Annotated in this window: 19 protein-coding genes and 1 tRNA gene; all 20 read left to right on the forward strand. The window is 66.4% G+C overall.

Annotation, left to right across the window (positions count from 1 at the left end):
* Positions 1 to 10 precede the first annotated feature (10 nt).
* Positions 11 to 1,159: a pyridoxal phosphate-dependent aminotransferase gene (locus MW290_RS09820; protein ID WP_250194484.1), complete on the forward strand. Its 1,149-nt coding sequence runs from the start codon at positions 11 to 13 to the stop codon at positions 1,157 to 1,159.
* A 129-nt stretch (positions 1,160 to 1,288) separates the two neighbouring features.
* Positions 1,289 to 1,558 (forward strand): 30S ribosomal protein S15, encoded by a 270-nt coding sequence (rpsO, locus tag MW290_RS09825; RefSeq protein WP_250194485.1) that lies wholly within the window; start codon positions 1,289 to 1,291, stop codon positions 1,556 to 1,558.
* A gap of 208 nt (positions 1,559 to 1,766) precedes the next feature.
* Positions 1,767 to 4,070: a polyribonucleotide nucleotidyltransferase gene (pnp, locus tag MW290_RS09830; RefSeq protein WP_250194486.1), complete on the forward strand. Its 2,304-nt coding sequence runs from the start codon at positions 1,767 to 1,769 to the stop codon at positions 4,068 to 4,070.
* Between the two features lie 52 nt (positions 4,071 to 4,122).
* Complete coding sequence (locus MW290_RS09835; protein ID WP_250194487.1) at positions 4,123 to 5,109, forward strand: NAD(P)H-quinone oxidoreductase; 987 nt, start codon at positions 4,123 to 4,125, stop codon at positions 5,107 to 5,109.
* A gap of 6 nt (positions 5,110 to 5,115) precedes the next feature.
* The gene (gene tpiA / locus MW290_RS09840; protein ID WP_250194488.1) at positions 5,116 to 5,862 is read left to right on the forward strand and encodes a triose-phosphate isomerase; all 747 of its coding nucleotides are present in this window, start codon (positions 5,116 to 5,118) and stop codon (positions 5,860 to 5,862) included.
* Positions 5,863 to 5,887: 25 nt separating this feature from the next.
* Positions 5,888 to 6,280, forward strand: a complete 393-nt coding sequence (secG, locus tag MW290_RS09845; protein WP_250194489.1) for a preprotein translocase subunit SecG — start codon at positions 5,888 to 5,890, stop codon at positions 6,278 to 6,280.
* Between the two features lie 120 nt (positions 6,281 to 6,400).
* A tRNA-Leu gene (locus tag MW290_RS09850) sits at positions 6,401 to 6,485 on the forward strand.
* A gap of 166 nt (positions 6,486 to 6,651) precedes the next feature.
* On the forward strand, positions 6,652 to 7,011 hold the full coding sequence (locus tag MW290_RS09855; protein WP_250194490.1) for an NADH-quinone oxidoreductase subunit A: 360 nt from the start codon (positions 6,652 to 6,654) through the stop codon (positions 7,009 to 7,011).
* A 6-nt stretch (positions 7,012 to 7,017) separates the two neighbouring features.
* Positions 7,018 to 7,494 carry a NuoB/complex I 20 kDa subunit family protein gene (locus MW290_RS09860; RefSeq protein ID WP_046113908.1) on the forward strand — a complete coding sequence of 159 codons (477 nt, stop codon included), beginning with the start codon at positions 7,018 to 7,020 and terminating at the stop codon, positions 7,492 to 7,494.
* A gap of 33 nt (positions 7,495 to 7,527) precedes the next feature.
* Positions 7,528 to 8,130: an NADH-quinone oxidoreductase subunit C gene (locus MW290_RS09865; RefSeq protein WP_250194491.1), complete on the forward strand. Its 603-nt coding sequence runs from the start codon at positions 7,528 to 7,530 to the stop codon at positions 8,128 to 8,130.
* A 25-nt stretch (positions 8,131 to 8,155) separates the two neighbouring features.
* The gene (locus MW290_RS09870) at positions 8,156 to 9,409 is read left to right on the forward strand and encodes an NADH-quinone oxidoreductase subunit D (protein ID WP_250194492.1); all 1,254 of its coding nucleotides are present in this window, start codon (positions 8,156 to 8,158) and stop codon (positions 9,407 to 9,409) included.
* Positions 9,406 to 9,897, forward strand: coding sequence for an NADH-quinone oxidoreductase subunit NuoE family protein (locus MW290_RS09875; RefSeq protein WP_250194493.1), 492 nt, complete (start codon positions 9,406 to 9,408; stop codon positions 9,895 to 9,897). The genes MW290_RS09870 and MW290_RS09875 overlap by 4 nt, the downstream gene beginning before the upstream one ends.
* A gap of 2 nt (positions 9,898 to 9,899) precedes the next feature.
* The gene (gene nuoF / locus MW290_RS09880) at positions 9,900 to 11,258 is read left to right on the forward strand and encodes an NADH-quinone oxidoreductase subunit NuoF (protein WP_250194494.1); all 1,359 of its coding nucleotides are present in this window, start codon (positions 9,900 to 9,902) and stop codon (positions 11,256 to 11,258) included.
* Between the two features lie 20 nt (positions 11,259 to 11,278).
* Positions 11,279 to 13,609 (forward strand): NADH-quinone oxidoreductase subunit NuoG, encoded by a 2,331-nt coding sequence (nuoG, locus tag MW290_RS09885; protein ID WP_250194495.1) that lies wholly within the window; start codon positions 11,279 to 11,281, stop codon positions 13,607 to 13,609.
* 2 nt (positions 13,610 to 13,611) lie between these two features.
* A complete protein-coding gene (nuoH, locus tag MW290_RS09890; RefSeq protein ID WP_250194496.1) occupies positions 13,612 to 14,673 on the forward strand; it encodes an NADH-quinone oxidoreductase subunit NuoH in 1,062 nt (353 codons plus the stop codon).
* A gap of 35 nt (positions 14,674 to 14,708) precedes the next feature.
* A complete protein-coding gene (gene nuoI, locus MW290_RS09895) occupies positions 14,709 to 15,197 on the forward strand; it encodes an NADH-quinone oxidoreductase subunit NuoI (protein WP_250194497.1) in 489 nt (162 codons plus the stop codon).
* 57 nt (positions 15,198 to 15,254) lie between these two features.
* Positions 15,255 to 15,896, forward strand: a complete 642-nt coding sequence (locus tag MW290_RS09900; protein WP_250194498.1) for an NADH-quinone oxidoreductase subunit J — start codon at positions 15,255 to 15,257, stop codon at positions 15,894 to 15,896.
* The gene (nuoK, locus tag MW290_RS09905) at positions 15,896 to 16,222 is read left to right on the forward strand and encodes an NADH-quinone oxidoreductase subunit NuoK (protein WP_250194499.1); all 327 of its coding nucleotides are present in this window, start codon (positions 15,896 to 15,898) and stop codon (positions 16,220 to 16,222) included. The genes MW290_RS09900 and nuoK overlap by 1 nt, the downstream gene beginning before the upstream one ends.
* Before the next feature lie 6 nt (positions 16,223 to 16,228).
* On the forward strand, positions 16,229 to 18,259 hold the full coding sequence (gene nuoL, locus MW290_RS09910; protein WP_250194500.1) for an NADH-quinone oxidoreductase subunit L: 2,031 nt from the start codon (positions 16,229 to 16,231) through the stop codon (positions 18,257 to 18,259).
* A 21-nt stretch (positions 18,260 to 18,280) separates the two neighbouring features.
* Complete coding sequence (locus MW290_RS09915) at positions 18,281 to 19,756, forward strand: NADH-quinone oxidoreductase subunit M (RefSeq protein WP_250194501.1); 1,476 nt, start codon at positions 18,281 to 18,283, stop codon at positions 19,754 to 19,756.
* The last annotated feature ends 4 nt before the right edge of the window (positions 19,757 to 19,760 follow it).

The following is a 19,760-nucleotide window of genomic DNA, read 5'->3' on the forward strand; positions in this document are numbered from 1 at the left end:
GAACCCCCTGATGCGCCCCGCGATTGCCGACCTGCCCGCCTCCAAGATCCGCGAGGTGGCCAACGCCGGCCTCGGCCGCAGCGACGTGCTGGCCTTCTGGTTCGGCGAAAGCGACGAAGTCACGCCCGCCGAGGTGCGCGACGCCGCCGCCCAGGCGCTGCAGCGCGGGGAAACCTTTTATTCGCACAACCTGGGCCTGCCCGAGCTGCGCGAGGCGCTGGCCGCCTACGTCAGCGGCCTGCACCGGCCGCTGGGCCTGGACCGCATCGCCGTCACCTCCTCCGGCGTCACCGCGCTGATGGTGGCCATGCAGATGCTGCTGGGCCCGGGCGACGAGGTGGTGGCGGTGGTGCCGGTGTGGCCCAACCTCACGGCCCAGCCGGCCATCCTGGGCGCCACCGTCACCCGCGTGCCGCTGCGACCGAAGCAGGGCGCCTGGGGCCTGGACCTGGACGAGCTGCTGGCCGCGGTGACGCCGCGCACCCGCGTGCTGCTGGTCAACGCGCCGAACAACCCCACCGGCTGGACGCTGACCCGCGCCGAGCAGCAGGCGCTGCTGGACCACTGCCGCCGCACCGGCACCTGGATCGTGGCCGACGAGGTGTACGAGCGGGTGTGGTTCGGCGACGGCCCAGCGGCGCCCAGCTTCCTCGACATCACCGAGCCGCAGGACCGCGTGGTGGTGGTGCACAGCTTTTCCAAGAGCTTCTTGATGACTGGCTGGCGCCTGGGCTGGCTGGTGCTGCCCGAGGGCTGCCTCGATGCCGTGGGAAAGCTGATCGAGTTCAACAGCTCCTGCGCGCCGGTGTTCGTGCAGCGCGGCGGCCAGGCGGCGCTGGCCATGGCCGACACCTTCGTGCCCGAGCTGGTGGCGCGCTTCAAGACCTGCCGCGACACGCTGCTGCTCGGCCTGGCGGCGATGCCGCGGGTGCAGGTGGCCACGCCGCTGGGCGGCTTGTACGGCTTTTTCCGGGTGGAGGGTGAGCCCGACTCGCTGGCGCTGGCCAAGCGGCTGGTGGGCCGGCATGGGCTAGGCCTGGCGCCGGGCGCGGCCTTCGGCGACGAAGGCGAGGGCTGGCTGCGCTGGTGCTTCGCCTCGCGCGACCCGGCGAGGCTGACGGAAGGGCTGCAGCGGCTGTCCGCCGCGCTTGCCGTATAATCGCCGGTTCCCTGGCTTTGCCGGGGGCATCGCACGGCATGGGTCGGTTTCACCCGTGACCGCAAGTTGAACCCGAGACCGTCCTGCCGCAAGGTTTGCGCATGGCGTCTCGACACCGAGGAACTCACCATGGCAACCGCCGACATCAAGAAGGCTGACATCATCCAGGCGCACGCGCGCGGCGCGGCCGACACCGGCTCCCCCGAAGTGCAAGTGGCCCTGCTGACCAGCCGCATCAACGAGCTGACCCCCCACTTCAAGCTGCACGCCAAGGACCACCACGGCCGCCGCGGCCTGCTGAAGATGGTCAATCAGCGCAAGCGCCTGCTGGCCTACCTGAAGGACCGCGACGCCGACCGTTACACCGCGCTGATCCAGAAGCTGGGCCTGCGCAAGTAAGCACCGTATGCATGCCGAGAGCCTGTCTGGAACCTCCAGCACAGGCTCTTTGCATTTTGGAGCTGGTTCGTCCACGGCGCTGCTGTGTCATTCCATCGGGGTCCTGTCACCCCGGCCGTCTCGATGGAATGGCATTGCGCCTAGCGCGATGAATCCGCCCCGGGCCATGAGCGCCGCCCACCCAGGCGCCTGACAACCGGAGAACAACATGAGCCTTTTCAACAAAGTCACCAAGACCTTCCAGTGGGGCCAGCACAGCGTCACGCTCGAGACGGGCGAGATCGCCCGCCAGTCCAGCGGCGCCGTGGTCGTGGACGTCGAGGGCACCGTGATCCTGGCCACCGTCGTGGCCAAGAAGGACGCCAAGCCCGGCCAGGACTTCTTTCCGCTGACCGTCGACTACATCGAGAAGACCTACGCCGCCGGCAAGATCCCCGGCAGCTTCTTCAAGCGTGAAGGCCGCCCCAGCGAGCTGGAAACCCTGACCAGCCGCCTGATCGACCGCCCCATCCGCCCGCTGTTCCCGGAAGGGTTCATGAACGAGGTGCAGGTGGTGATCCACGTGCTGTCGCTCAACCCTGAAGTGGCCGCCGACATCCCCGCCATGATCGGCACCAGCGCGGCGCTGGCCGTCAGCGGCATCCCGTTCAACGGCCCGATCGGCGCCGCCCGCGTGGGCTACGTCAACGGCGAATACCTGCTGAACCCCAGCAAGAGCCAGCTGGCCAACAGCCAGATGGACCTGGTGGTGGCCGGCACGCAGGCCGCGGTGCTGATGGTGGAATCCGAAGCGCAGCAGCTGTCGGAAGAAGTGATGCTGGGCGCCGTGGTCTTCGGCCACGAGCAAGGCAGCATCGCCATCCAGGCCATCAACGAGCTGGTGCGTGACGCCGGCAAGCCCGAGTGGCAATGGCAGGCGCCCGCCAAGGACGACGGCTTCATCGCCAAGGTCACCGGCCTGGCCGAAGGTCCGCTGCGCGAGGCCTACCAGATCCGCAGCAAGCAGGCCCGCACCCAGGCCACCCGCGACGCCTACGCCAACGTGGTGAACGCGCTCAAGGCCGAAGGCGCCGACTTCGACCCGATCAAGGTCGAAGCGTTGCTGTTCGACATCGAAGCGCGCATCGTCCGCGGCCAGATCCTGGCCGGCGAGCCGCGCATCGACGGCCGCGACACCCGCACCGTGCGCCCGATCGAAATCCGCACCGGCGTGCTGCCGCGCACCCACGGCTCGGCCCTGTTCACCCGTGGTGAAACGCAGGCGCTGGTCGTGGCCACGCTGGGCACCGACCGTGACGCGCAGCGCATCGACGCGCTGTCGGGCGAGTTCGAAGACCGCTTCATGCTGCACTACAACATGCCTCCGTTCGCCACCGGCGAAACCGGTCGCGTGGGCAGCCCGAAGCGCCGCGAGATCGGCCACGGCCGTCTGGCCAAGCGCGCCCTGGTGGCCGTGCTGCCGACCAAGGAAGAGTTCCCGTACGCCATCCGCGTGGTCAGCGAGATCACCGAGTCGAACGGCTCGTCGTCAATGGCTTCGGTGTGCGGCGGCGCGCTCAGCCTGCTGGACGCCGGCGTGCCGCTGAAGGCGCACGTGGCCGGCATCGCCATGGGCCTGATCAAGGAAGGCAACCGCTTCGCGGTGCTGACCGACATCCTGGGCGATGAGGACCACCTGGGCGACATGGACTTCAAGGTGGCCGGCACCACCGCGGGCATCACCGCGCTGCAGATGGACATCAAGATCCAGGGCATCACCAAGGAAATCATGCAGGTGGCGCTGGCGCAGGCCAAGGAAGCCCGCCTGCACATCCTGGGCGTGATGCAGTCCGCCGTGGGCGAGGCCAAGACCGAGGTCAGCCAGTTCGCGCCGCGCCTGTACACGATGAAGATCAACCCCGAGAAGATCCGTGACGTGATCGGCAAGGGCGGCGCCACCATCCGTGCGCTGACCGAAGAAACTGGCACCACGATCGACATCGGCGAAGACGGCACCATCACCATCGCCTCGGCCGACGCCGACAAGGCCGAATACGCCAAGAAGCGCATCGAGGAGATCACCGCCGAAGCCGAGATCGGCAAGGTCTACGAAGGCGCGGTCACCAAGATCCTGGACTTCGGCGCCCTGGTCAACATCCTGCCCGGCAAGGACGGCCTGCTGCACATCAGCCAGATCGCGCACCAGCGCGTCGAGAAGGTCACCGACTTCCTGACCGAAGGTCAGGTCATCAAGGTCAAGGTGCTCGAGACCGACGAGAAGGGCCGCATCAAGCTGTCGCTGAAGGCGCTGCTCGACAAGCCGGAAGGCTACGTCGAAGAAGAGCGTCCGCGTCGTGAATACGGCGACCGCGGTGATCGTGGCGAGCGCCGCGACCGTGGCGATCGTCCGCCGCGCCGCGAGCGTGAGCCGCGCGAGCAGCGCGACGAGGCCCCGCAGGCCGCGCCGGCTGCCGACGCGCCGCAGGCTGCCCCGTACAACGGCGGCTTCGACAAGCCTTCTCAACCCGAGTAAGCGGCATCGCCGCGGCGGCTTCGGCTGCCGCGGCCTGGCACGGAGCATTCCGATGAACGCTATCGAGATCGCGGCACCCGGCGGCCCGGAAGTCCTGCGCCTGGTGCAGCGGCCCGATCCGGTGCCCGCGGCCGGCGAACTGCTGATCGCCGTCAAGGCTGCCGGCATCAACCGCCCCGACGTGCTGCAACGCAAGGGCGCCTATCCGCCGCCCCCCGGCGCTTCCGACCTGCCCGGCCTGGAAATGGCGGGCGTGGTGCAGGGCGGCAGCGAGGCCGACCTGGCCGCTGCCGGCCTGAAGATCGGCGACCGCGTGTGCGCGCTGGTGGCCGGCGGTGGCTACGCCGAGCTGTGCGTGGCCCCGGCCGGCCAGTGCCTGCCCATCCCGGCCGGCGTGTCCGACATCGAGGCCGCGGCCCTGCCCGAAACCTTCTTCACGGTGTGGCAGAACGTCTTCCACATCGCCAAGCTGAAGGCCGGCGAGACGCTGCTGGTGCAGGGCGGCTCCAGTGGCATCGGCACCACCGCCATCACCCTGGCCAAGGCCATCGGTGCCACGGTGATCGTCACCGCCGGCAGCGACGACAAGGTGGCGGCCTGCGTGAAGCTGGGCGCCGACCACGGCATCAACTACCGCACGCAGGACTTCGTGGCCGAGGTGCAGCGCATCACCGGCGGCAAGGGTGCGGACGTGGTGCTCGACATGGTGGCCGGCGACTACATCGGCCGCGAGATCGAATGCATGGCCACCGACGGCCGCCTGGCGCTGATCGCGGTGCAGGGCGGCACCAAGAGTGCCATCGATGCCGGTCTTGTGCTGCGCAAGCGCATCGCCATCGTCGGCTCCACGCTGCGGCCGCGTTCGGTGGACTACAAGACCGTGCTCGCCCAGGAACTGCGTGCCACCGTGTGGCCGCTGATCGAGGCGGGCCGTGTGCGACCGGTGATCCACAGCACCTTCCCGGCCGCGCAGGCCGCGCAGGCGCATGCGCTGATGGAATCGAGCAGCCACGTGGGCAAGATCGTTTTGAGCTGGTGATTGACGATGACTACACGACGCAAACTGGTGGTGGGCAACTGGAAGATGCACGGCAGCCACAAGGCCAATGCCGAGCTGCTGGAAGGCCTGCTGAGCGCCGGCCCGAGCAATGCCGACATGGCGGTGTGCGTGCCGTTCCCGTTCCTCTCGGAAGCCGCGGTGGCCCTGGCCGCCAGCGAGATCCGCTGGGGCGCGCAGGACTGCTCGGCCCATGAGCAGGGCGCCTACACCGGCGAGGTGTCGGCCGCGATGCTGCACGAGTTCGGCTGCCGCTACGTGATCGTCGGCCACTCCGAGCGCCGCGCCTACCACGCCGAAAGCGACCAGCTGGTGGCCGACAAGGCCAAGGCCGCGCTGGGCAAGGGCATCACGCCCATCGTCTGCGTGGGCGAAACCCTGGCGCAGCGTGAGGCGGGCGAGACCGAGGCGGTGGTCAAGCGCCAGCTGTCGGCCGTGATCCACACGCTGGGTCACTGCGTGGGCGAGATGGTCGTCGCCTACGAACCGGTGTGGGCCATCGGCACCGGCAAGACCGCATCGCCCGAGCAGGCGCAGGCGGTGCACGCGCTGCTGCGTGCCCAGCTGCAGGCGGCCACGCCGCAGGCCGGCGCGATGAAGATCCTCTACGGCGGCAGCGTCAAGCCCGACAACGCCGCCACCCTGTTTGCGCAGCCGGACATCGACGGCGGGCTGATCGGTGGTGCCTCGCTGAAGGCCGCCGATTTCGTCGCCATCTGCCGCGCCGCGCCCTGACAACTTCCTGAGTCACACAAGCATCATGCAAATCTGGATGAACATCGTGCTGGCGGTCCAGCTCCTGACGGCGATCGCGATGATCGGCCTCGTGCTGATCCAGCACGGCAAGGGCGCCGACATGGGCGCCTCCTTCGGCAGCGGCGCTTCGGGCAGCCTGTTCGGCGCCACCGGCAGCGCCAACTTCCTGTCGCGGTCCACCGCGGCCTGCGCCACCGTCTTCTTCATCTGCACGCTGGCCCTGGCCTACCTGAGCAGCCGTGAGCGCATGGCCGAGCCGGTCACCGGCGGCACCGTGTTCGAGCGCGCCATTCCGTCGGCGCCGGCTGGCGACGCTTCGGCGCCCGCGCTGGGTGCACCGGCTTCGGCCGTGCCCGCGGCACCGGCCGCGTCCGGCGCGGTGATTCCGAAGCCCTGAGCTTGTTCCCCGCATCATGTTGGTGAGAACCCTCGTGGTGCGGGATTTTTCGGGCTAGAATGCGAGGCTGTTCGGCGAGCTATACCTCATGCCAGCCGAACGGTTGTAAAGACAAGTACCGCCGACGTGGTGAAATTGGTAGACACGCTATCTTGAGGGGGTAGTGGCGAAAGCTGTGCGAGTTCGAGTCTCGCCGTCGGCACCACAACAATCGGGTTGTAAGGCAAGGTCCTCATCCGGCACTTTGCAAGACAGCGCCCTGAATGCGACAAGCAACACAGGGGACACTGGGCGCGCTGAGTGAACCCACCGGGGTTCCGGCGCGCTTTTTGCTGCCCGGATGATGACCCGACCAACCCAAGCCAAGAGCCATGGACCTGCAACAGTACCTACCTGTCATCCTGTTCATCCTGGTCGGTATCGGTGTAGGCATCGTGCCCCAGGTGCTGGGTTTTGTTCTTGGGCCGCAACGGCCTGACGTGGCGAAGAACTCGCCCTACGAGTGCGGCTTCGAGGCCTTCGAAGACGCCCGCATGAAGTTCGATGTGCGCTACTACCTGGTCGCCATCCTCTTCATCCTGTTCGACCTCGAAATCGCATTCCTCTTCCCTTGGGCCGTCGCGCTCAAGGAGATCGGCGCCACCGGCTTCTGGGCGATGATGATGTTCCTGACCATCCTGGTCGTGGGCTTCGTCTACGAATGGAAGAAGGGCGCCCTCGACTGGGAGTAACACAAAATGGGCATCGAAGGCGTTCTGAAAGAAGGCTTCGTCACCACGTCGGTCGACAAGCTGATCAACTGGTCCAAGACCGGTTCGCTGTGGCCGATGACCTTCGGCCTGGCCTGTTGCGCGGTCGAGATGATGCATGCGGGCGCGGCCCGCTACGACATCGACCGCTTCGGCATGCTGTTCCGTCCCAGCCCGCGCCAGTCCGATCTGATGATCGTGGCCGGCACGCTGTGCAACAAGATGGCCCCGGCCCTGCGCAAGGTGTACGACCAGATGGCCGAGCCGCGCTGGGTGCTGTCGATGGGTTCCTGCGCCAACGGCGGCGGCTACTACCACTACAGCTACTCGGTGGTCCGGGGCTGCGACCGCATCGTGCCGGTGGACGTCTACGTGCCGGGCTGCCCGCCCACGGCCGAGGCGCTGCTGTACGGCATCCTGCAGTTGCAGGCCAAGATCCGCCGCGAGAACACGATCGCCCGCTGAGACGGCCGGTCCACACAGCGCTCCGCCCTTCGCATGACCCAGAAACTCGACAACCTGCAAGCCGCGCTCCAGTCGGTGCTCGGCGACAAGATCAAGACGTTCAAGCGTGAACGTGGCGAGATCACCATCACCGTGGCCGCCGCCGTGTACGCCGAGGTGGCGCGCCAGCTGCGCGACGACCCGGCGCTGCAGTTCGAGCAGATGATCGACCTGTGCGGCATGGACTACAGCACCTGGCAGGACAGCGGCGCCTACGAAGGCCCGCGCTTCGCCGTGGTGGTGCACCTGCTGTCGCTGCAGCACAACTGGCGCCTGCGCCTGCGTGTGTACTGCCCCGACGACGACCTGCCGATGGTGGCGTCGATCAATGAGATCTGGAACGCGGCCAACTGGTTCGAGCGCGAGGCCTTCGACCTCTACGGCATCATCTTTGAGGGTCACCTCGACCTGCGCCGCATCCTCACCGACTACGGTTTCATCGGCCATCCGTTCCGCAAGGACTTCCCGACCACGGGCCATGTGGAGATGCGCTACGACCCTGAGCAAAAGCGCGTCGTCTACCAGCCGGTGACGATCGAGCCGCGCGAGATCACGCCGCGCATCGTCCGCGAAGACAACTACGGCGGGCTGCACTGAGCGCCGCTGGCGCCAACAGGTTTCTATGGCAGAGATCAAGAACTACACGCTGAACTTCGGGCCCCAGCACCCCGCCGCGCACGGTGTGCTGCGTCTGGTGCTGGAGCTGGACGGTGAAGTCATCCAGCGCGCCGACCCCCACATCGGCCTGCTGCATCGCGCCACCGAGAAGCTGGCCGAGAGCAAGACCTTCATCCAGTCGCTGCCCTACATGGACCGCCTCGACTACGTGTCGATGATGTCCAACGAGCATGCGTACTGCCTCGCGATCGAGAAGCTGCTGGGCATCCAGGTGCCCGAGCGCGCGCAGTACATCCGCGTGATGTTCAGCGAGATCACGCGCCTGCTGAACCACCTGCTGTGGCTGGGCTGCCACGGCATGGACTGCGGCGCGATGAACATGCTGATCTACTGCTTCCGCGAGCGGGAAGACCTGTTCGACATGTACGAGGCGGTGTCCGGTGCGCGCATGCACGCGGCCTACTTCCGTCCGGGTGGCGTGTACCGCGACCTGCCGGACTCGATGCCGCAGTACAAGGTCTCGAAGATCCGCAATGCCAAGGCCATCGCGGCGATGAACGACAACCGGCAGGGTTCGCTGCTGGACTTCATCGACGACTTCACCAAGCGTTTCCCGACGATGGTGGACGAGTACGAGACGCTGCTGACCGACAACCGCATCTGGAAGCAGCGCACCGTCGGCATCGGCATCGTCACGCCCGAGCGGGCCAAGAACCTCGGCTTCAGCGGCGCGATGCTGCGCGGCTCGGGCATCGCCTGGGACCTGCGCAAGACGCAGCCCTACGAGGTGTACGACCGCCTGGACTTCGACGTGCCGGTGGGCGTCAACGGCGACACCTACGACCGCTACCTGGTGCGCGTCGAAGAGATGCGCCAGTCCAACCGCATCATCCAGCAGTGCGTGGCCTGGCTGCGCCAGAACCCCGGTCCGGTCATCACCGACAACCACAAGGTGGCGCCGCCTTCGCGCATGGACATGAAGTCCAGCATGGAAGAGCTGATCCACCACTTCAAGCTGTTCACCGAAGGCTTCCACGTGCCTGAAGGCGAAGCCTATGCGGCGGTGGAGCACCCGAAGGGCGAGTTCGGCATCTACCTGGTGAGCGACGGCGCCAACAAGCCGTACCGCCTGAAGATCCGCGCCCCGGGCTTCGTGCACCTCGCAGCCCTCGATGAAATGGCGCGTGGCCACATGATTGCCGATGCCGTCGCCATCATCGGGACGATGGACATCGTGTTTGGCGAGATCGATCGATGAGCCTGTTTTCCGCGGACACCCTGGCCCGCTTTGCCAAGGAAGTTGCCAAGTACCCGTATGAGCAGCGGCAGTCGGCCGTGATGGCCTGCCTGTCGATCGCGCAGCAGGAGCTCGGCTGGGTCTCGCCCGAGAGCGAGCAGGAGATCGCCGACTACCTCGGCATGCCCGCCATCGCGGTGCACGAGGTGACGACCTTCTACAACATGTACAACCAGCAGCCGGTGGGGCGCTTCAAGCTCAACGTCTGCACCAACCTCCCGTGCCAGCTGCGCAACGGCCAGCATGCGCTGGAGCACCTGTGCTCCCGCCTGCATGTGGAAGAAGGCGGCACCACCGCCGATGGCCTGTTCACCGTGCAGAAGACCGAATGCCTGGGCGCTTGCGCCGATGCACCGGTGATGCTGGTGAACGACCGGCAGATGGTCAGCTACATGACCGACGAGCGGCTCGACGCGCTGGTCGACACCTTGAAGGCGCAGGCAAAGTGATGATGCCCGACCTTTCCCAGTTCCAGACCACCGGCCTGGAAACCTGCTTCCATGACCGCCACATCGGCGCGCAGATCTATGCGGGTCTGAACGGCCGCAACTGGTCCATCGCCGACTACGAGTCGCGCGGCGGCTACCAGGCGCTCAAACGCATCCTGGGCACCGACGGCGGCGCCGGCATGACGCCCGACCAGGTGATCGCCGACGTCAAGCTGTCCGGCCTGCGCGGCCGTGGTGGTGCGGGCTTCCCGACCGGCCTGAAGTGGAGCTTCATGCCCCGCCAGTTCCCGGGGCAGAAGTACCTGGTGTGCAACTCCGACGAAGGCGAGCCGGGCACCTGCAAGGACCGGGACATCCTGGCCTACAACCCGCACATCGTCATCGAAGGCATGATCATCGCGGCCTACGCGATGGGCATCTCGGTGGGCTACAACTACATCCACGGCGAGATCTTCGAGGTGTACGAGCGCTTCGAGGCCGCCCTGGAAGAAGCCCGCGCCGCCGGCTACCTGGGCAACAACATCCTGGGCAGCAGCTTCAGCTTCCAGCTGCATGCGCACCACGGCTTCGGTGCCTACATCTGCGGCGAAGAAACCGCGCTGCTCGAATCGCTGGAAGGCAAGAAGGGCCAGCCGCGCTTCAAGCCGCCGTTCCCGGCCAGCTTCGGCCTGTACGGCAAGCCGACCACCATCAACAACACCGAGACCTTCGCCGCGGTGCCCTGGATCATCCGCAACGGCGGCCAGGCCTACCTCGACATCGGCAAGCCGAACAACGGCGGCACCAAGATCTTCTCGGTGGTGGGCGACGTCAACAAGCCCGGCAACTACGAGATCCCGCTGGGCACGCCCTTCAGCAAGCTGCTGGAGCTGGCCGGCGGTGTGCGCACCGGCCGCAAGCTCAAGGCGGTGATCCCCGGTGGCTCTTCGGCCCCGGTGCTGCCCGCGGCCATCATGAACGAGTGCACGATGGACTACGACTCGATCGCCAAGGCGGGATCGATGCTGGGTTCGGGCGCCGTCATCGTGATGGACGACAGCCGCTGCATGGTGCGCAGCCTGCTGCGCCTGAGCTACTTCTACATGCACGAAAGCTGCGGCCAGTGCACGCCCTGCCGTGAAGGCACGGGCTGGCTGTGGCGCATGGTCGACCGCATCGCCAACGGCCAGGGCCGTCCGGAGGACGTCGACCTGCTGAACTCGGTGGCGGACAACATCCAGGGTCGCACCATCTGCGCCCTGGGCGACGCGGCGGCGATGCCGGTGCGCGCGATGCTCAAGCATTTCCGCGACGAGTTCGTCCACCTCATCGAACACAAGACTTCCAAGGTCCCGCAGCCGGCTGCTGCCGCACAGGCCTGACGCCGCCCGGGACACACAACATGGTTGAAATCGAACTCGACGGCAAGAAGGTCAGCGTGGTCGAAGGCAGCATGGTCATGCATGCTGCCGACGCCGCGGGCACCTACATCCCGCACTTCTGCTACCACAAGAAGCTGAGCATCGCGGCCAACTGCCGCATGTGCCTCGTGGAAGTGGAGAAGGCGCCCAAGCCGATGCCCGCCTGCGCCACGCCCGTGACCAACGGGATGATCGTGCGCACCAAGAGCGACAAGGCGATCAAGGCGCAGCAGGGGGTGATGGAGTTCCTGCTGATCAACCACCCGCTGGACTGCCCCATCTGCGACCAGGGCGGCGAATGCCAGCTGCAGGACCTGGCCGTGGGCTACGGCGGCTCTTCCTCGCGCTACCAGGAAGAAAAGCGCGTGGTCTTCCACAAGGACGTGGGCCCGCTGATCTCCATGGAGGAGATGAGCCGCTGCATCCACTGCACCCGCTGCGTGCGTTTCGGCCAGGAAGTGGCCGGGATCATGGAGCTGGGCATGATCCACCGCGGCGAGCACTCCGAGATCACCACGGTGACCGGTGACACGGTGGACTCCGAGCTGTCGGGCAACATGATCGACCTGTGCCCGGTGGGCGCACTGACCAGCAAGCCTTTCCGCTACAGCGCCCGCACCTGGGAGCTGTCGCGCCGCAAGAGCGTGAGCCCTCACGACGGCGTGGGCGCCAACCTGATCGTGCAGGTCAAGTCGAACAAGGTCATGCGCGTGCTGCCGCTCGAGAACGAAGCGGTGAACGAGTGCTGGCTGTCCGACCGCGATCGCTTCTCGTACGAAGCGCTGAACAGCGACAGCCGCCTGACCACCCCGATGATCAAGCAGGGCGGCCAGTGGCAGGCCGTCGACTGGAACACGGCCCTGGGCTACGTGGCTGACGGCCTGAAGCGCGTGAAGGCCGAGTTCGGCGTCGCCGGCATCGGCGCGCTGGGCTCCGCCCAGTCCACCGTGGAAGAGCTGCACCTGCTGGCCAAGCTGGTGCGCGGCCTGGGCAGTGACAACATCGACTACCGCACCCGCCACGCCGACTTCAACCTCGAGCACGGCGGCGTGCGTTGGCTGGGCACCAGCATCGCTTCGCTGTCGACGCTGCAGCGCGCCTTCGTCATCGGCTCGTTCCTGCGCAAGGACCAGCCGCTGCTGGCCCAGCGCATTCGCCAGGCCGCGCGCCATGGCGCGCAGGTGCACAGCCTGGGCGCGGTGAACGACGACTGGCTGATGCCCATGGGCACGCGCCTGGTCGCCGCCCCCAGCGCCTGGGTGGGTGTGCTGGCCCAGGTGGCCGCTGCCGTGGCGGCCGCCACCGGCGCCGTCTCGCCGCTGCCGCTGGATGCCGGCATCGAGCCGACGGACGAGGCCCGTGCCATCGCCACCTCGCTGATCTCCGGTCAGCAGAAGGCCGTGCTGCTGGGCAATGCCGCCGCGCAGCACCCGCAGGCTTCGCAGCTGCTGGCCCTGGCCGGCTTCATTGCGCAGCACACCGGTGCCTCGGTCGGCTACTTGACCGAAGCCGGCAACACCGTCGGTGCGCAGCTGGTGCATGCCATGCCGCGCCAAGGCGGCCTGAACGCCGGCCAGATGCTGTCGCAGCCGATGAAGGCGCTGCTGCTGCTGAACGTCGAGCCCACCCTGGACGCCGCCGACGCGGCCGCCGCCCGTGCCGCGCTGGAAGGCTCGGGCCTGGTGGTGGCGCTGACGCCGTTCAAGGACGCACAGGTCGAGAACGCCGACGTGCTGCTGCCGATCGCGCCGTTCACCGAAACCTCGGGCACCTTCGTCAACGCCGAAGGTCGCGTGCAGAGCTTCCACGGCGTCACCCGGCCGCTGGGCGATGCCCGCCCGGCCTGGAAGGTGCTGCGCGTGCTCGGCAACCTGCTGGGCCTGGACGGCTTCAACCACGAAACCTCGGAAGAGGTGCGTGCCGAAGCGCTGGGCGATGTGGCCACCGTGGCTTCGCGCCTGAACAACGAAGCCGCTGCGCTGGGCGTGGTGCATACCGCGGCCGCAGGCGGCCTCGAGCGCCTGGCCGACGTGCCCATCTACAGCACCGACGCCATCGTGCGCCGTGCCACCTCGCTGCAGCTGACGGCCGACGCGAAGCCGCCGGTTGCCAGCCTGCCGTCAGCCCTGTGGCAGACACTGGGCCTGCAGGCCGGTGAGCGGGTGCGTGTGTCGCAAGGCGGCGCCAGCGCGCTGCTGCCGGCGGTGGAAGAACCCAGCCTGGCTGCCAACACCGTGCGTGTGCCGGCCGGCCATGCCCACACCGCCACCCTCGGCGCCATGTTCGGCGCGCTGACCATCGAAAAAGCCTGACCATGCTGGACACCCTCCAACAAGCCGGCACCTCGCTGCTCGGCCCCACGCTCTGGCTGGTCGTCTGGAGCCTCATCAAGATCGTGGTGGTGGTGCTGCCGCTGATGGGCTGCGTCGCCTACCTCACGCTGTGGGAGCGCAAGGCCATCGGCTGGACGCAGATCCGCCCGGGCCCCAACCGCGTGGGCCCGTTCGGCCTGCTGACCCCCATCGCCGACGCGGTCAAGCTGATCTTCAAGGAGATCATCCGCCCGACCGCGGCCAACAAGGGCCTGTTCTTCCTGGGCCCCATCATGACCATCATGCCGGCGCTGGCCGCCTGGGCGGTGGTGCCTTTCGGCCCTGACGTCGCGCTGGCCAACGTCAATGCCGGCCTGCTGTTCCTGATGGCCATCACCTCGCTCGAGGTGTACGGCGTGATCATCGCGGGCTGGGCCTCGAACTCGAAGTACGCCTTCCTGGGTGCACTGCGCGCTTCGGCCCAGATGGTGAGCTACGAGATCGCGATGGGCTTCTGCTTCGTCGTGGTGCTGATGGTCTCGGGCACGCTCAACATGAGCGAAATCGTCATGGGCCAGGGCAAGGGCATGTTCGCCGAGCACGGCGTGGGCATCCTGTCCTGGAACTGGCTGCCGCTGCTGCCCATCTTCGTCGTCTACTTCATCTCGGGCCTGGCGGAAACCAACCGCCACCCGTTCGACGTGGTCGAAGGTGAATCGGAAATCGTGGCCGGCCACATGATCGAGTACTCGGGCATGTCGTTCGCGATGTTCTTCCTGGCCGAGTACGCCAACATGATCCTGGTCTCCACGCTGGCCGTGATCCTGTTCCTGGGCGGCTGGCTGAGCCCCTTCGCCTTCCTCGACTTCATCCCGGGCTGGATCTGGCTGGCGATCAAGGTCTTCGTGGTCGTCACGATGTTCCTGTGGGTGCGTGCCACGTTCCCGCGCTTCCGCTATGACCAGATCATGCGTCTGGGCTGGAAGATCTTCATTCCCGTCACCCTGGTGTGGCTGGTGGTCGTTGGCCTGTGGATCCAGTCGCCCTGGAACATCTGGTCGTAAAGCCGGCTAACGCCCCGCACACAGAGGTCACCCCCATGTCTGCTGTCAAAGACTTCGTCTCCAGCTTCATGCTGCTGGAGCTGCTCAAGGGCTTGAAGCTCACGGGCCGCCACTTCTTCCAGAAGAAGATCACCATCCAGTTCCCGGAAGAAAAGACGCCGCTGTCGCCGCGCTTCCGCGGCCTGCATGCGCTGCGCCGCTACGAGAACGGCGAGGAGCGCTGCATCGCCTGCAAGCTGTGCGAAGCGGTGTGCCCGGCGATGGCCATCACCATCGAGTCGGACGTGCGTGACGACGGTTCGCGCCGCACCACGCGCTACGACATCGACCTGACGAAGTGCATCTTCTGCGGCTTCTGCGAAGAAAGCTGCCCGGTCGACTCCATCGTCGAAACCCACATCCTCGAGTACCACGGCGAAAAGCGCGGCGACCTGTACTTCACCAAGGACATGCTGCTGGCCGTCGGCGACCGTTACGAGCGCGAGATTGCCGCCAACAAGGAGGCCGACGCGAAGTACCGCTGATCGCGGCGGCCACCCGGGCGGGTGGCTGCGGCTCGGCGCGTGCGCGCGTTCAACAACATGAATACGACGACCGCTCTCTTCTACGTGTTCTCGGCGGTGCTGCTGGGTGCTTCGTTCCGTGTGATCACGGCGCGCAGCACGGTGCACGCAGCGCTGTTCCTGGTGCTGGCCTTCTTCAGCGCGTCCTGCGTGTGGATGCTGCTCAAGGCCGAGTTCCTCGCCATCACGCTGGTGCTGGTGTACGTCGGCGCCGTGATGGTGCTGTTCCTCTTCGTGGTGATGATGCTGGACATCAACACCGACGCTTTCCGCCAGAACTTCTGGAAGCACTTCCCGGTGGCGGGCCTGATCGGCGCGGTGATCGCGCTGGAGATGGCCGCCGTGCTGTACCAGGGGTTCTACGTGCCCGAGGCGCCCGCGCTGAGTGCCGCTGCCATCGAGGCGGGCAACACCAAGATGCTGGGCATCGAGATGTACACCAAGTACCTGTACCCGCTGCAGATCGCCGCGGTGCTGCTGCTGGTGGCCATCGTCTCGGCGATCGCGCTGACGCTGCGCCGCCGCAAGGATTCGCGCGCCATGGACCCGTCGCTGCAGATTCGTGCCAAGAAGGCCGACCGTGTGCGCCTGATCAAGATGAAACCGACCATCGAAGCGCCGTCCGTGCAGGCCGCCGCGCAACCTGAGGGGAAACAGTGATGCTGGGCCCCGTGTCCCTTGGCCATTACCTCTCGCTCGGCGCGGTGCTGTTCGCGCTGTCGGTGATCGGCATCTTCCTGAACCGTCGCAACCTGATCGTGCTGCTGATGGCGATCGAGCTGATGCTGCTGGCGGTGAACTTGAACTTCGTGGCCTTCTCGCACTACCTGCCCGCGGTGGCGGATCGCATGGCGGGCCAGGTCTTCGTGTTCTTCATCCTGACGGTGGCGGCGGCCGAGTCCGCCATCGGCCTGGCCATCCTGGTCGTGCTCTTCCGCAACCGTGCGTCGATCAATGTCGACGAACTCGATACCCTGAAGGGCTGATTGACCATGTCGGCAACCCTGTCCCAGAACATGCTCGTCGCGGTGCCGCTGGCACCGCTGGTCGGCTCCGTGATCGCCGGCTTCTTCGGCAAGGCGGTGGGCCGCCGCGGCGCGCACATCGCCACCATCCTCGGCGTGGCCATTGCCTTCGTGCTGTCGGCCATGGTGCTCAAGAGCGTCGTGGTGGATGGCGCGCGCTTCAACGCCACCATCTATGAATGGATGACGCTCGGCGACCTGAAGATGGAAGTCGGCTTCCTGGTCGACGGCCTCACCGCGATGATGATGTGCGTGGTGACCTTCGTCTCGCTGATGGTGCACATCTACACCATCGGCTACATGGAGGAAGACCCGGGCTATCAGCGCTTCTTCTCGTACATCTCGCTGTTCACCTTCTCGATGCTCATGCTGGTCATGAGCAACAACTTCCTGCAGCTGTTCTTCGGCTGGGAAGCGGTGGGCCTGGTGTCGTACCTGCTGATCGGCTTCTGGTTCAAGAAGCCCACGGCCATCTTCGCCAACATGAAGGCCTTCCTGGTCAACCGGGTCGGCGACTTCGGCTTCATCCTGGGCATCGGCCTGCTGCTGGCCTACACCGGCACGCTTAACTACGGTGAAACCTTCGCCAAGACCGGCGAACTGGCCAAGCTCACGCTGCCGGGCACCGACTGGATGCTGATCACCGTGGCCTGCATTTGCCTGTTCATCGGCGCGATGGGCAAGAGCGCCCAGGTGCCGCTGCACGTGTGGCTGCCCGACTCGATGGAAGGCCCGACCCCCATCTCGGCGCTGATCCACGCGGCCACGATGGTGACCGCGGGCATCTTCATGGTCTCGCGCATGTCGCCGCTGTTCGAGCTGTCGGACACCGCGCTGTCCTTCGTGCTGGTCATCGGCTCGATCACCGCGCTGTTCATGGGCTTCCTGGGCATCATCCAGAACGACATCAAGCGCGTGGTGGCCTACTCCACGCTGAGCCAGCTGGGCTACATGACGGTGGCGCTGGGCGTATCGGCCTACTCGGTGGCGGTGTTCCACCTGATGACGCACGCGTTCTTCAAGGCGCTGCTGTTCCTGGGTGCGGGCTCGGTCATCATCGGCATGCACCACGACCAGGACATCCGCAACATGGGCGGCCTGCGCAAGTACATGCCCATCACCTGGATCACCTCGCTGCTGGGTTCGCTGGCGCTGATCGGCACGCCGCTGTTCTCGGGCTTCTACTCGAAGGACAGCATCATCGAGGCCGTGCACGAGAGCCACCTGTGGGGCGCTGGCTTCGCCAACTTCGCGGTGCTGGCCGGTGTGTTCGTCACCGCGTTCTACTCGTTCCGGATGTACTTCCTGGTCTTCCACGGCAAGGAGAACTTCCGCCACAAGCCGTTCCCGGGTGAACACGATCACCACGACGACGAGCATGGCCACCATGAGCCGCACGTGCCGCACGAGTCGCCCTGGGTGGTGACGGCGCCGCTGGTGCTGCTGGCCATCCCGTCGGTGCTGATCGGCTACCTGACCATCGAGCCGCTGCTGTATGGCGACGTGCTCAAGGACGCCATCTTCGTGGACGCCACCAAGCACCCCGCGATGGCCGAGCTGGCCGAAGCCTTCCACGGCGCCAGCGCGATGGCGCTGCACGGCCTGACCACGCTGCCCTTCTGGCTGGCGCTGTCGGGCGTGGTGGTGGCCTGGTTCTTCTACCTGAAGCAGCCTGCCATCCCCGCGGCCATCAAGGCGCACAGCGGCCCGATCTACCGCCTGCTGGAAAACAAGTACTACCTGGACGCCTTCAACGAGAAGGTCATCGCCCGTGGCGCACGCCTGCTCGGCGTGGGCCTGTGGAAGGGCGGCGACGTCGGCCTGATCGACGGCCTGGTGGTCAATGGTTCGGCGCGCCTGATGGGCGGCATCGCATCGCTGACGCGCTTCCTGCAAACCGGCCACCTGTACTGGTACGCGCTGGTGATGCTGCTGGGCGTGTTCGGACTGATGACCTGGCAACTGTGGCCCTCGCTGGGCGGCCTGTTCGGTCGTTGAGGCGGGGCGGAGAACAAGAACATGGGATTGTTGAGTGTTGCCATCTGGTTGCCGATCGCGGTCGGCGCCATCCTGCTGGCGCTGGGACGTGACGACCAGGCCAAGGCGGTCCGCTGGCTGGCGCTGATCGGCGCCATCGCCAGCTTCCTGGTCACGCTGCCGCTGCTCAGCGGCTTCGACTCGGGCACCGCCGCGATGCAGTTCGTCGAGAACTACGCGTGGATCGAGCGGTTCAATATCCGCTACCACCTGGGCGTGGACGGCATCTCGGTGTGGTTCGTGCTGCTCACGGCCTTCATCACCATCATCGTGGTGATCGCCGCCTGGGAAGTGATCACCGACCGCGTCAACCAGTACATGGGCGCGTTCCTGATCCTGTCGGGCGTGATGGTGGGCGTGTTCTCGGCGCTGGACGGCCTGCTGTTCTACGTCTTCTTCGAAGCCACGCTGATCCCGATGTACATCATCATCGGCGTGTGGGGTGGCCCGCGCCGGGTGTACGCGGCCTTCAAGTTCTTCCTGTACACGCTGCTGGGCTCGCTGCTGATGCTGGTGGCCCTGCTGTACCTGTACTACAAGTCGGGTGGCAGCTTCCAGATCCTGGACTGGCACAAGCTGCCGCTGCCGGCCGATGTGCAGACGCTGCTGTTCTTCGCCTTCTTCGCGGCCTTCGCCGTCAAGGTGCCGATGTGGCCGGTGCACACCTGGCTGCCCGACGCCCACGTGGAAGCGCCGACCGGCGGCTCCGTCGTGCTGGCCGCCATCATGCTGAAGCTGGGTGCCTACGGCTTCGTGCGTTTCTCGATGCCGATCGCGCCGGATGCCTCGCACCAATGGGCCTGGCTGATCGTCGCGCTGTCGCTGGTGGCGGTGATCTACGTCGGCCTGGTGGCGCTGGTGCAGCAGGACATGAAGAAGCTGGTGGCGTACTCGTCGATCGCCCACATGGGCTTCGTCACGCTGGGCTTCTTCCTGTTCAGCGAACTGGGTGTGGCCGGCGGCCTAGTGCAGATGGTCAGCCACGGCTTCGTGTCGGGCGCCATGTTCCTGTGCATCGGCGTGCTGTACGACCGTGTGCACTCGCGTGAGATCAAGGCCTACGGCGGCGTGGTCAACACCATGCCCAAGTTCGCCGCCTTCGCGGTGTTCTTCGCGATGGCCAACTCGGGCCTGCCGGGCACCAGCGGCTTCATCGGCGAATGGATGGTGATCCTGGCCTCGGTCAAGTTCAGCTTCGTGATCGGCCTGCTGGCCGCCACCGCGCTGATCCTGGGCGCCGCCTACAACCTGTGGATGGTCAAGCGCGTGTACCTGGGCGACATCGCCAACGACAACGTGCGCAGCCTGACCGACATCAACGGCCGTGAATTCCTGATGCTGGCGGTGCTGGCCATCGCCACCCTGGCGATGGGCGTCTACCCCAAGCCCGTGACCGACGTGATGCATGTCTCCGTCACCGAGCTGCTGAAACACGTGGCGACTTCCAAACTTCCCTGACGGA

The organism is Aquincola tertiaricarbonis, from assembly GCF_023573145.1.
GTDB classification, from domain to species: domain Bacteria; phylum Pseudomonadota; class Gammaproteobacteria; order Burkholderiales; family Burkholderiaceae_C; genus Aquincola; species Aquincola tertiaricarbonis_B.